This is a genomic window from Arthrobacter sp. D3-16 (genome assembly GCF_054408515.1).
In genome coordinates this window covers 2,189,709-2,200,906 of sequence record NZ_CP096437.1, presented here as the reverse complement: position 1 = coordinate 2,200,906, position 11,198 = coordinate 2,189,709, and the positions used below count along the sequence as shown (strand labels likewise).

12 protein-coding genes are annotated in these 11,198 nt (G+C 65.5%); 9 read left to right on the top strand and 3 right to left on the bottom strand.

Features of this window, described 5'->3' with window-relative positions; translation table 11 throughout:
* Positions 1 to 12: 12 nt before the first annotated feature.
* The 9 genes from rapZ (at position 13) to M1D32_RS10550 (ending at position 7,911) form a co-directional block, all read left to right on the top strand.
* Positions 13 to 936: an RNase adapter RapZ gene (gene rapZ, locus M1D32_RS10590; RefSeq protein WP_458778648.1), complete on the top strand. Its 924-nt coding sequence runs from the start codon at positions 13 to 15 to the stop codon at positions 934 to 936.
* A complete protein-coding gene (locus M1D32_RS10585; RefSeq protein ID WP_458778647.1) occupies positions 936 to 1,952 on the top strand; it encodes a gluconeogenesis factor YvcK family protein in 1,017 nt (338 codons plus the stop codon). Before rapZ ends, M1D32_RS10585 begins: the two co-directional genes overlap by 1 nt.
* 9 nt (positions 1,953 to 1,961) lie before the next feature.
* Positions 1,962 to 2,942 (top strand): DNA-binding protein WhiA, encoded by a 981-nt coding sequence (gene whiA / locus M1D32_RS10580; protein WP_458778646.1) that lies wholly within the window; start codon positions 1,962 to 1,964, stop codon positions 2,940 to 2,942.
* A gap of 99 nt (positions 2,943 to 3,041) precedes the next feature.
* The gene (locus M1D32_RS10575; protein ID WP_102978081.1) at positions 3,042 to 3,668 is read left to right on the top strand and encodes a superoxide dismutase; all 627 of its coding nucleotides are present in this window, start codon (positions 3,042 to 3,044) and stop codon (positions 3,666 to 3,668) included.
* Between the two features lie 262 nt (positions 3,669 to 3,930).
* On the top strand, positions 3,931 to 4,941 hold the full coding sequence (gene gap, locus M1D32_RS10570) for a type I glyceraldehyde-3-phosphate dehydrogenase (RefSeq protein WP_163163533.1): 1,011 nt from the start codon (positions 3,931 to 3,933) through the stop codon (positions 4,939 to 4,941).
* Positions 4,942 to 4,951: 10 nt separating this feature from the next.
* On the top strand, positions 4,952 to 6,178 hold the full coding sequence (locus M1D32_RS10565) for a phosphoglycerate kinase (RefSeq protein WP_458778645.1): 1,227 nt from the start codon (positions 4,952 to 4,954) through the stop codon (positions 6,176 to 6,178).
* A 102-nt stretch (positions 6,179 to 6,280) separates the two neighbouring features.
* A complete protein-coding gene (tpiA, locus tag M1D32_RS10560; RefSeq protein ID WP_458778644.1) occupies positions 6,281 to 7,096 on the top strand; it encodes a triose-phosphate isomerase in 816 nt (271 codons plus the stop codon).
* A gap of 50 nt (positions 7,097 to 7,146) precedes the next feature.
* The gene (gene secG / locus M1D32_RS10555; RefSeq protein ID WP_307095161.1) at positions 7,147 to 7,404 is read left to right on the top strand and encodes a preprotein translocase subunit SecG; all 258 of its coding nucleotides are present in this window, start codon (positions 7,147 to 7,149) and stop codon (positions 7,402 to 7,404) included.
* Between the two features lie 111 nt (positions 7,405 to 7,515).
* Positions 7,516 to 7,911 carry an RNA polymerase-binding protein RbpA gene (locus M1D32_RS10550; protein ID WP_458778643.1) on the top strand — a complete coding sequence of 132 codons (396 nt, stop codon included), beginning with the start codon at positions 7,516 to 7,518 and terminating at the stop codon, positions 7,909 to 7,911.
* Here the strand turns inward: M1D32_RS10550 and pgl are convergent.
* Genes pgl through zwf form a run of 3 tightly spaced genes read right to left on the bottom strand, consistent with a single transcriptional unit; the run spans position 7,864 to position 11,184 of the window.
* Positions 7,864 to 8,634, bottom strand: coding sequence for a 6-phosphogluconolactonase (gene pgl, locus M1D32_RS10545; protein ID WP_458782162.1), 771 nt, complete (start codon positions 8,632 to 8,634; stop codon positions 7,864 to 7,866). The genes M1D32_RS10550 and pgl overlap by 48 nt on opposite strands.
* A 37-nt stretch (positions 8,635 to 8,671) precedes the next feature.
* On the bottom strand, positions 8,672 to 9,613 hold the full coding sequence (locus tag M1D32_RS10540; RefSeq protein ID WP_458778642.1) for a glucose-6-phosphate dehydrogenase assembly protein OpcA: 942 nt from the start codon (positions 9,611 to 9,613) through the stop codon (positions 8,672 to 8,674).
* A complete protein-coding gene (gene zwf, locus M1D32_RS10535; RefSeq protein WP_458778641.1) occupies positions 9,610 to 11,184 on the bottom strand; it encodes a glucose-6-phosphate dehydrogenase in 1,575 nt (524 codons plus the stop codon). The genes M1D32_RS10540 and zwf overlap by 4 nt, the downstream gene beginning before the upstream one ends.
* Positions 11,185 to 11,198: the final 14 nt, after the last annotated feature.

Genomic DNA, 11,198 nt, shown 5'->3' with positions numbered 1-11,198 from the left:
GGGGCGGACTTAATGGCAGACACAACGGCGGAATCCGGAGCAGGGGAGGACGGGATGCTCCCGGTCAAGCCGCTCGAAGCGGAACTGCTGGTGGTCACCGGGATGTCCGGAGCGGGACGCAGCACAGCTGCTGACGCGCTTGAGGACCACGGCTGGTACGTCGTGGAGAACCTTCCGCCGCAGATGCTGGGCACCCTCGCCGAGCTCGTCTCCCACGCGCCCCAGTCGATCCCGCGGCTGGCAGTGGTTGTGGACGTCCGCAGCAAGGGCCTGTTCGCGGACATCCGCGCCGCGCTCGGCGCGCTGGCCGCCAGCGGCGTGACCTTCCGCGTCCTCTTCCTCGACGCCAGCGACGACGTCCTGGTCCGGCGGTTCGAACAGGGGCGCCGGCCCCATCCCCTGCAGGGCGGCGGCCGCATCCTCGACGGCATCGCCGCCGAACGCGACCTGCTGCAGGAACTGCGCGACAGCTCCGATGTCGTACTGGATACCTCGGGCTACAACGTCCACGGCCTCGCCACCGCCATCACCGAACTCTTCAGCGAAACAGGGCCCGTGGCCCTGCGGCTGAACGTTATGAGCTTCGGCTTCAAGTACGGCCTTCCCGTGGACTCAAACTACGTGGCAGACGTCCGGTTCATCCCCAACCCGCACTGGGTGCCGCAGCTGCGGCCCCACACCGGGCTGGACAAGGACGTCAGCGACTACGTGCTCGAAGCCGAGGGCGTCAAGAACTTCGTGGACCGCTATGTCATGGCACTGGAACCGGTGCTGGACGGTTACCGCCGCGAGAACAAGCACTACGCCACTATCGCCGTGGGCTGCACCGGCGGCAAGCACCGCTCGGTGGCAGTCGCCGTCGAACTGTCCAAGAAGCTGGCCCAGTACCCGCGCGTCACGGTGACCACCACCCACCGGGACCTGGGCCGCGAGTAATGTCGGTTTTTACCGGTGCACTGCCGCTGGTTCCGCCTGCCGGGATGGCGGCCGCCCAGCAGGACAAGGGGCCGAATGTTGTTGCCCTGGGCGGCGGCCACGGGCTGTCCGCGTCGCTCTCGGCACTGCGGCTGCTCACCTCGCAGCTCACTGCGATCGTCACCGTAGCGGACGACGGCGGTTCTTCCGGGCGCCTGCGGGACGAGTATGGCGTCCTCCCGCCGGGGGACCTCCGGATGGCGCTGTCCGCCCTGTGCGACGACACCGACTGGGGACGCACCTGGCGTGACGTGATGCAGCACCGCTTCCGCCCCGGAAAGGGACCCGGCGGCTCGCTGGATGACCATGCCACGGGCAACCTGCTGATCGTCACGCTGTGGGAGCTGCTGGGCGATGCGGTTGCCGGACTGCGGTGGGCGGGGGCGCTGCTGGGCGCCCGCGGCCAGGTCCTGCCCATGTCCACGGAGCCGCTCACCATCGAGGGCGACGTCCGGGTCACCGCTCCCGACGGTACCTGGCAACTGGAGACCATCCGGGGACAGGCACGCTGCGCCGTGGCGGGCTCACTGGAGCAGGTGCGACTCCTGCCGGAGGCAGCGCCCGCCTGCGCAGAAGCATTGAGCGCCATCGAGCTCGCGGACTGGGTGATCCTGGGCCCGGGGTCCTGGTACACCTCTGTGCTGCCGCACCTGCTGCTCCCTGAGATGCGGCAGGCATTGTGCCATACCCCCGCCAAGCGCTGCCTGACCATGAACCTGGCCACGGACACCAAGGAAACATCCGGCATGACGGCGGCCGATCACCTGCACGTCCTGCGGCGCTACGCGCCCGAATTCAACGTCGATGTCGTCCTGGCAGACCCCGCCTCAGTTCCCGACCGGCAGGAGTTCGAGAAGGCCGCCGCGATGATCGGCGCCGAGGTGGTCTTGGGTAAAGTAGGGGCGTCGGGCCGCCGACCCGTCCATGACCCCCTGCGTCTGGCCACGGCGTACAACGACATTTTTGGGAACAGTTAGGAAGGTGCCATGGCACTGACAGCATCAGTCAAGGAAGAACTGTCCCGTCTGGACATCAAGAAGTCATCAGTCCGCAAGGCGGAAGTCTCCGCCATGCTCCGCTTTGCCGGCGGGCTCCACATCATCTCCGGCCGGATCGTGATCGAGGCCGAAGTGGACCTGGCCTCCACCGCCCGCCGCCTCCGCGCTGCCATCGCGGAAGTCTATGGGCACCAGAGCGAAATCATCGTGGTTTCGGCCGGGGGACTGCGGCGCGCCAGCCGTTATGTCGTCCGGGTAGTGCGCGACGGCGAGGCACTGGCCCGCCAGACCGGCCTCCTCGACGGCCGCGGCCGTCCGGTGCGGGGGCTGCCCTCCGCCGTCGTCAACGGTTCCGCAGCAGACGCCGAAGCCGTATGGCGCGGTGCCTTCCTGGTCCATGGCTCCCTCACCGAACCTGGACGGTCCTCCTCACTGGAGGTCACCTGCCCGGGACCGGAATCGGCGCTGGCACTGGTAGGTGCTGCCCGCCGCCTGGACATCCAGGCGAAAGCCCGCGAAGTGCGGGGAGTGGACCGGGTGGTGATCCGCGACGGCGACACCATCGCCGCCCTCCTCACCCGCATGGGCGCCCATGATGCGCTGATGGTCTGGGAGGAACGCCGGATGCGCAAGGAAGTACGGGCCACCGCCAACCGGCTTGCCAACTTTGACGATGCCAACCTGCGCCGCTCGGCCCAGGCGGCTGTGGCGGCAGGGGCCCGCGTGGACCGGGCATTGGAGATTCTGGGCGACGACGTCCCGGAGCACCTGAAGTACGCCGGCGAACTCCGGGTGGCGCACAAGCAGGCCAGCCTGGACGAACTGGGCCGCCTTGCCGATCCGGTGATGACCAAGGATGCCATTGCCGGAAGGATCCGCCGCCTGCTGGCCATGGCGGATAAACGTGCGCAGGACCTGGGCATCCCGGGGACGGATGCCAATGTGACGCCTGAAATGCTGGACGAGTAACAGCCCCCTAGAATCAAAAAGATTCCGGGTGCCAGACGCCCGGATGCACAATCCGAGAGTTACCAACCGGACTGACTGTCCACGATATTGGAGGATTTTGTGACCGAGTACGTTCTGCCCGAACTCAGCTACGATTACGCTGCCCTGGAGCCGCACATCTCAGCGCGCATCATGGAGCTGCACCACAGCAAGCACCACGCAACCTACGTTGCCGGAGCCAACAACGCCCTGGCCCAGCTGGCCGAGGCGCGCGAGAAGGGCGATTTCGCCAACATCAACCGCCTGTCCAAGGACCTTGCGTTCCACACCGGTGGCCACGTCAACCACTCTGTGTTCTGGAACAACCTGTCTCCGGACGGCGGCGACAAGCCCGAGGGTGAACTGGCAGCGGCCATCGACGACGCGTTCGGCTCCTTCGACGCCTTCCGCGCCCAGTTCTCCGCAGCCGCACTCGGCCTGCAGGGTTCGGGCTGGGGTTTCCTGGCGTACGAGCCGATCGGTGGAAACCTGGTCATCGAGCAGCTGTACGACCAGCAGGGCAACACCGCACTGGGCACCACCCCGCTGCTGATGCTGGACATGTGGGAGCACGCCTTCTACCTGGACTACGTCAATGTCAAGGCCGATTACGTCAAGGCATTCTGGAACATCGTGAACTGGGCCGACGTCGCCAAGCGCTTTGAGGCTGCACGTACGAACGCCACGGGACTCATCACCCTTCCGTAGTGACCCGCGCTTCACACGTATGTAACAAAGTTCACATTTAGGGGGTAAACCTCCCGGAATGTGGACCGTCCGCCCCCGCACTTGCGGGGGCGGACCCAGTTAAACGTAAGATAGGTCACGGAAGGCGGTTAGCCTTCAGCAATGAGGCTGGTCGCCCTCCGTCTGTAAATCATCTCTGCCCAATGGCGTGCGGGATCTGTTAGTTGGCTTGAACGCCCGCTCAACTAGTTGTGCTTCTGAAAGCACCAAGGAGACTGAAAAAGTGACGACCCGTATTGGTATCAACGGCTTTGGCCGTATTGGCCGCAACTACTTCCGCGCAGCACTCGCACAGGGCGCGGACCTGGAGATCGTTGCAGTCAACGACCTCACCAGCCCGGAGGCCCTGGCCCACCTGTTCAAGTACGACTCCGTCGGCGGCCGCCTGAAGGAAACCATCGAGGTCAAGGACGGCAACATCGTCGTCAACGGCAACGTCGTCAAGGTCCTGGCAGAGCGCGATCCCGCAAACCTTCCCTGGGGAGAGCTGGGAGTGGACATCGTCATCGAATCCACCGGCTTCTTCACCAAGGCCGCCGATGCTCAGAAGCACATCGACGCCGGCGCCAAGAAGGTCCTGATTTCCGCCCCCGCCTCGGATGAGGACATCACCATTGTGATGGGCGTGAACCACAAGCTGTACGACAACGCCACCCACCACATCATTTCCAACGCATCCTGCACCACCAACTGCCTGGGCCCGCTGGCCAAGGTGGTCAACGACGAGTTCGGCATCGAGCGCGGCCTCATGACCACCGTCCACGCCTACACTGCGGACCAGAACCTGCAGGACGGCCCGCACAAGGACCTCCGCCGCGCCCGCGCCGCCGCCGTCAACATGGTGCCCACCTCCACCGGTGCAGCCAAGGCAATCGGCCTGGTCCTGCCGGAGCTCAAGGGCAAGCTGGACGGCTACGCCATCCGCGTCCCCGTTCCCACGGGTTCCGCCACCGACCTCACCGTCACCGTCTCCCGTGAGACCACCGTGGAGGAAGTCAACGCCGCACTCAAGCGCGCAGCTGAGTCCGAGGACCTGCAGGGCTTCCTGACCTACACGGACGAGCCGATTGTCTCCTCCGACATCGTTGGCGATCCTGCCTCTTCGATCTTTGACTCCGGCCTCACCAAGGTGATCGGCAACCAGGTCAAGGTTGTTTCCTGGTATGACAACGAATGGGGCTACTCCAACCGCCTCGTCGACCTTACGGAGCTTGTGGCAGCCAAGCTGGGCTAGGGTTAGACACATGACACTTCACACCCTCAACGAACTCATCGCTGAAGGTGTCCGCGGGCGGTACATTCTGGTTCGAAGCGACCTGAATGTGCCGCTCGACGGCTCTACAGTTACTGACGACGGCCGCATTAAGGCCTCACTTCCAGTGCTGTCAAAGCTCACGGACGCCGGTGCCCGCGTGCTGGTAACAGCCCACCTCGGACGCCCCAAGGGCGCTCCGGAGGAAAAGTACTCCCTTCGCCCCGCCGTGGACCGCCTGGCCGAGCTGGCAGGCTTCAAGGTCTCCCTCGCCGAGGACACGGTAGGCAGCTCCGCCAAGGAAGCTGCAGCCTCCCTGCAGGAGGGCGAAGTGCTGGTTTTGGAGAACGTCCGGTTCGACGCCCGCGAAACCAGCAAGGACGACGCCGAGCGCGGCGCCTTCGCTGACGAGCTGGTGGCCCTGACCGGCGACAACGGTGCATACGTCGATGACGCCTTCGGTGCCGTGCACCGCAAGCACGCCAGCGTCTACGACGTCGCCACCCGGCTCCCGTCCTACCTCGGCGACCTCGTGCACACGGAGGTGGAGGTGCTCCGCAAGCTGACCGCAGACACCCAGCGCCCCTACGTGGTGGTGCTCGGCGGTTCCAAGGTCTCGGACAAGCTCGCAGTCATCGACAACCTACTCGGCAAGGCGGACACCATCCTGGTGGGCGGCGGCATGCTGTTCACGTTCCTCGCCGCATCCGGACACAAGGTCGCCTCCAGCCTGCTGGAGGAGGACCAGATCCCCGTAGTTCAGGACTACCTGAAGCGGGCAGCAGACGCCGGCACTGAGTTCGTAGTGCCCACGGATGTGGTCGTGGCGGAGAAGTTCGCTGCCGACGCGGCCCACGAAACCGTGCCGGCCGACGCCATCGAGGACAGCCGCTTCGGTGCCAACGGCATCGGCCTGGACATCGGTCCGGACTCGGCCGCTGCGTTTGCCGACAGGATCAAGGGTGCCAGGACTGTCTTCTGGAACGGCCCCATGGGTGTCTTCGAATTCGAAGCTTTCGCTGCCGGCACCCGTGCCATCGCACAGTCCCTGACCGACACCGGGGCGTTCACCGTGGTGGGAGGCGGGGATTCAGCAGCCGCCGTCCGCACCCTCGGTTTCGCTGACGACCAGTTCGGGCACATTTCCACCGGTGGCGGCGCCAGCCTGGAATACCTCGAAGGCAAGGAACTCCCGGGGCTCAGCGTCCTGGACCGGTAGCAGCACCACCGGCAGCAGTATCCTTTCCTTCAATCCTCCGGCCGGCAGGTTGCCCAGCGGCAGCCTGCCGGCCGAACAGTTATCAAGACTTAGGGAGAACATGTGACAACCTCAACGAACGGCGCCTTCGACCGTAAGCCCTTCATCGCGGGCAACTGGAAAATGAACATGGACCACGTGCAGGGCATCACCCTCCTGCAGAAACTCGCGTGGACCCTCTCCGACGCCAAGCACGACTACAGCCGGGTTGAGGTTGCCGTCTTCCCGCCGTTCACCGACCTCCGCGGCGTGCAGACCCTGGTCCAGGGTGACGACCTGGACGTTGCCTACGGCGGCCAGGACCTCTCGCAGTTCGACTCCGGTGCCTACACCGGCGACATCTCCGGCCAATTCCTAAACAAGCTGGGCTGCAAGTACGTCCTGGTGGGACACAGCGAACGCCGGACCATCCACAATGAGTCCGACGACGTGCTCAACGCCAAGGTCAAGGCCGCCTTCAAGCACAGCCTGGTTCCCGTGCTCTGCGTCGGTGAAGGGCTGGAAATCCGCCAGGCCGGCACCCACGTGGACCACACAGTCGCCCAGCTCCGTGCTGGTGTCGAAGGTCTTACCCCGGAGCAGGCCGGCGAGCTTGTGGTGGCCTACGAGCCAGTCTGGGCCATCGGCACCGGCGAAGTAGCGGGGCCTGGTGACGCCCAGGAAATGTGCGCCGCCATCCGCGCCGAGCTCGAGTCCCTGTTCGGCGCCGACGTCGCCGTGAAGACCCGCCTGCTGTACGGCGGCTCCGTCAAGGCCAACAATGCTGCCGCGATCCTGAAGGAACGCGACGTGGACGGCCTGTTGGTGGGTGGCGCAAGCCTTGATCCGGCCGAGTTTGCTAATATTGTCAGGTTCGAGAGTCACTTGGTGACGGACTAGTCCGTCCCGCCGCGCATACTCCCGCAATTCCAACTTTCTGAAAGGCCGTCGTGGACGTTCTTCATGTCATTCTGCAGATCCTCCTTGGCATCACCAGCCTCCTGCTGACGTTGCTCATCCTCCTCCATAAGGGACGGGGCGGCGGACTGTCCGACATGTTCGGTGGCGGCATGAGTTCCGGTCTGAGCTCCTCCGGCGTGGCCGAACGAAACCTCAACCGGTTCACGGTCATCCTCGGCGTTACGTGGGGCATCGTGATCATCGCCCTGGGGCTGATTATGCGGTTCACCGGCAGCGGCGACTCCTAAACCACTGCCAGGAGGATCCGCGTGGGGCACTCCCGTGGCGGAGATCTGCGAACTAAACTGTGGCTGTCGGTTTCCGGCAGCCACAGTTCTGTTTAAGAGGCAGGAGCCCCGATGGTACATCCAACGTCAGGTTTCCGGGGCACCCGCGCGGGTGTAACGGCAGGATCAGGACCAAGCCTTAAGGCAGACGAGGACCACGGCAAAACGCTCCCGCGCGTCCGGATTTCGTTCTGGTGCGCGAAGGGACATGAAACGCAGCTGGTCTTCCTCAAACTTCCTGACGACCAGCTTCCTGCCGTGTGGGACTGCCGGCGGTGCGGGTCCATGGCCGCGAGGGATGGCATGGCCGCTGCCGAGGCTGACGCGGCGGACGATGGCTACAAGAGCCATTTGGAATACGTTAAAGAGCGGCGCTCCAGCCAGGACGCCGAAGACCTCCTGGCTGGGGCGCTGGAAAAACTACGCGCCCGCAGCGTCCTTCCGGACGAGCTGCTGGGGGACGCGTGACGCCGCATTTTCATCGATGAGCCAGAGGGTCCGCGACGTTCCCCGCGGACCCGCGGCCGGTACCTGTACAGGGTTCGCGCCGGCCAGTGCCAGCCCCACCGCGCCGGCCTTGTCCTCGCCCGCAACAACCATCCACACTTCCGACGCCGTGTTGATGGCAGGCAGGGTCAGGGAAACGCGCAGCGGAGGCGGCTTGGGCGAATTCCGCACACCCACCACCGTCCGCTCCTTTTCCCGGATTCCGGCCTGCTCCGGAAACAGTGACGCCACATGCGCATCCGGTCCTACACCCAGCAGGACAACGTCCAGGCGGGGGAGTGCGGCCGGCTGTTCCGGCCGGTCGTCGGACATATCCGCAGCGTGCTCGGAAGCGGCAGCGTCCCGCAGTCTGCGGGCGTAGTCCTCGGCCGCCTCTTCCGGAGTGGCGAACTGGTCCGATGACCCCGGTTCATGAATCCGCTCCGGATCCACCGGAATATGGGAGAGCAAGGCCTCGTACGCCTGCTTCGTGTTCCGGTCGGCATCATCCGAGGAAACGAAGCGCTCATCTCCCCACCAGAAGTTAACCTTGGACCAGTCGACGGCGGGCGCCGCCGGAGAGTCAGCAACAGCCTTGAGCGTACCGATACCCACCGTGCCGCCGGTCAGGACCACGGTAGCTTCACCGTATTTGTCCTGGACATCAACAAGCTTGGTGATCAGGCGGGCCGCAATGGCCGCCATCAGCACGGACGAATCAGGATGAATGCTTACTCTTGGCTCAACGCTCACTGGGTCGGACGCTCCTTAGATTGGTACGTGGCAGTCCCATAGTAATCACTTCGCCGAACACTTCGTCCGGGTCCAGGCGGCGCAGCTCCTCTGCGAGGCAGTCGCGGAGACTGCGGCGCGGAAGCGAGATCCGCTGGGCAGGCTGTCCCGGCTGGGTCAGCTCGGCCACGGACAGTCCGGGGCGGAAGAGCTGGACGTCACCGCCGGGGCGCGTGAGGCGGACGCGGCGGATGCCGGTCCCGGCCGGGTCCGCCACGATGGTCACCGGTGCGTCCAGGGTGAGGGTGAGCCAGGCCGCGAGGAGGATTGTGCTCGGGGAGTCCGAGGCACCTTCAACCGCGACGGCGGTCACCGGCGAGGAGTCCACCTGGTCCAGGACTGCGGCGAGCTGGATCCGCCAGTTCGTGAGGCGGGTCCAGGCGAGGTCTGTGTCCCCGGCCCGGTAGGTGGCGTGGATGTTCTCCAGCGCCGCCTGGGGGTCCGGTTCGTTGGCGGAGTCGGTGATTCTGCGGTGGGCGATGCGGCCGATGGACGTTTCGCAGGCACTTTCCGGCGCGCCGTGCGGCCACCAGGCCACAATGGGTGCGTCCGGGAGCAGCAGCGCGGCCACGAGGGATTCGCTTTCGTGGGCGAGCTGGCCGTAGCCGCGCAGCACGATCACTTCCGAGGCACCGGCGTCCCCGCCCACGCGGATCTGCGCGTCCAGCCGGTCCGGGGCGTTCTTGCCGGCATCGGCCAGGACGATGATCCGGCAGGGGTGTTCGCGACTGGCCTCGTTCGCGGCCTCGATCGCTTCTTCCTCGAGCCCGGATTTGGTGACCACCACCAGGGTGAGCACCCGGCCCAGGGCGATCACGCCGCCCTGCTCGCGCAGGGCCATCAGCTTTTTGGAAACGTTCGAGGTGGTGGTGTCCGGCAGGTCTACAATCATGGCCTTCTCCAGGTTCGTCCGTCGCGGGCCAGCAGCTCATCAGCGCTGGCCGGGCCCCAGGAGCCCGGGGCGTAGGGCTCGGGCTGTTCATCCAGGGTGGCCCAGTACTCCTCGAACGGGTCAAGGATCTTCCAGGACAGTTCCACTTCCTCGTGCCGCGGGAACAGCGGCGGCTCTCCCAGGAGCACGTCCAGGATCAGCCGCTCGTATGCCTCCGGGGACGACTCCGTGAACGAGTGGCCGTAGCCGAAGTCCATGGTCACGTCGCGGACTTCCATCTGCGTGCCCGGGACCTTGGACCCGAACCGGATGGTCACGCCCTCGTCCGGCTGGACCCGGATCACTACGGCGTTCTGGCCGAAGTCATCCTCGCCGTGGTCACGGAACAACAGGTTCGGTGCACGCTTGAACACCACCGCGATCTCGGTCACGCGCCGGCCCAGGCGCTTGCCGGCCCGCAGGTAGAACGGCACACCGGACCAGCGGCGGGTATGGATGTCCACCCGGATCGCGGCGAACGTTTCGGTGGTGGAATCGGCCGGGATGCCCTCTTCCTCCAGGTAGCCCTGGACTTGCTCGCCGCCCTGCCAGCCGCCGGTGAACTGGCCGCGGGCCGAGTGCGTGGACAGGTCATCCGGGAGCTTGACGGCGGCGAGGACCTTTTCCTTCTCCGCGCGCAGGTCATCGGCGTTAAAGGAAATGGGTTCCTCCATCGCGGTCAGCGCCAGAAGCTGCAGCAGGTGGTTCTGGATCACGTCACGGGCCGCGCCCACGCCGTCGTAATACCCTGCCCGGCCACCAGTGCCGATGTCCTCGGCCATGGTGATCTGGACATGGTCCACATAGTTCGCGTTCCACAACGGCTCGAACAGCTGGTTCGCGAACCGCAACGCCAGGATGTTCTGGACCGTTTCCTTGCCCAGGTAGTGGTCGATCCGGAACACCGCGTCCGCGGGGAACACCGACTCCACAATGTCGTTCAGCTTCCGGGCCGACTCAAGGTCATGCCCGAACGGCTTCTCGATCACCACGCGGCGCCACTTCTCACCCTCAGCCTGCGCCAGGCCGTGCTTGGACAGCTGGCGGCAGACCTGCTCAAACGCCTTCGGCGGGATCGAGAGGTAGAACGCGTGGTTCCCCCGGGTGCCGCGGACATCGTCGAGTTCCTTGATGGTCTCGCCAAGCCGCTCGAACGCGCCGTCGTCGTCGAACTCACCCTGGACAAAACGGATGCCCTCGGACAGCTGGTTCCACACCGCCTCGTCAAACGGCGTGCGCGCGTAGGCCTGCACCGAGGCCTTCACCTGACCGGCGAAATCCTCATCAGTCCACTCCCGGCGCCCAAAACCCACCAGCGCAAAGCTCGGCGGCAGCAGCCCGCGATTGGCCAGGTCGTACACGGCCGGCATGAGTTTCTTCCGGGCAAGGTCACCGGTAACTCCGAAGAGCACCAGCGACGACGGACCGGCGATCCGGTTGAGGCGGCGGTCACGGGGATCCCGCAACGGATTACGCAGCGGCTTTCCGGGGCGCGCCGCCCCGGACGTCCTGCCGTATTCAGTTTCTGGCATGTTGCTTCTGTGCC

Bases quoted from the DNA above. Each gene is read 5' to 3' on its own strand.
- rapZ (WP_458778648.1), top strand. From the start codon at position 13: ATGGCAGACACAACGGCGGAATCCGGAGCAGGGGAGGACGGGATGCTC.
- M1D32_RS10585 (WP_458778647.1), top strand. From the start codon at position 936: ATGTCGGTTTTTACCGGTGCACTGCCGCTGGTTCCGCCTGCCGGGATG.
- whiA (WP_458778646.1), top strand. From the start codon at position 1,962: ATGGCACTGACAGCATCAGTCAAGGAAGAACTGTCCCGTCTGGACATC.
- M1D32_RS10565 (WP_458778645.1), top strand. From the start codon at position 4,952: ATGACACTTCACACCCTCAACGAACTCATCGCTGAAGGTGTCCGCGGG.
- M1D32_RS10550 (WP_458778643.1), top strand. From the start codon at position 7,516: ATGGTACATCCAACGTCAGGTTTCCGGGGCACCCGCGCGGGTGTAACG.
- pgl (WP_458782162.1), bottom strand. From the start codon at position 8,634: ATGGCGGCCATTGCGGCCCGCCTGATCACCAAGCTTGTTGATGTCCAG.
- M1D32_RS10540 (WP_458778642.1), bottom strand. From the start codon at position 9,613: ATGATTGTAGACCTGCCGGACACCACCACCTCGAACGTTTCCAAAAAG.
- zwf (WP_458778641.1), bottom strand. From the start codon at position 11,184: ATGCCAGAAACTGAATACGGCAGGACGTCCGGGGCGGCGCGCCCCGGA.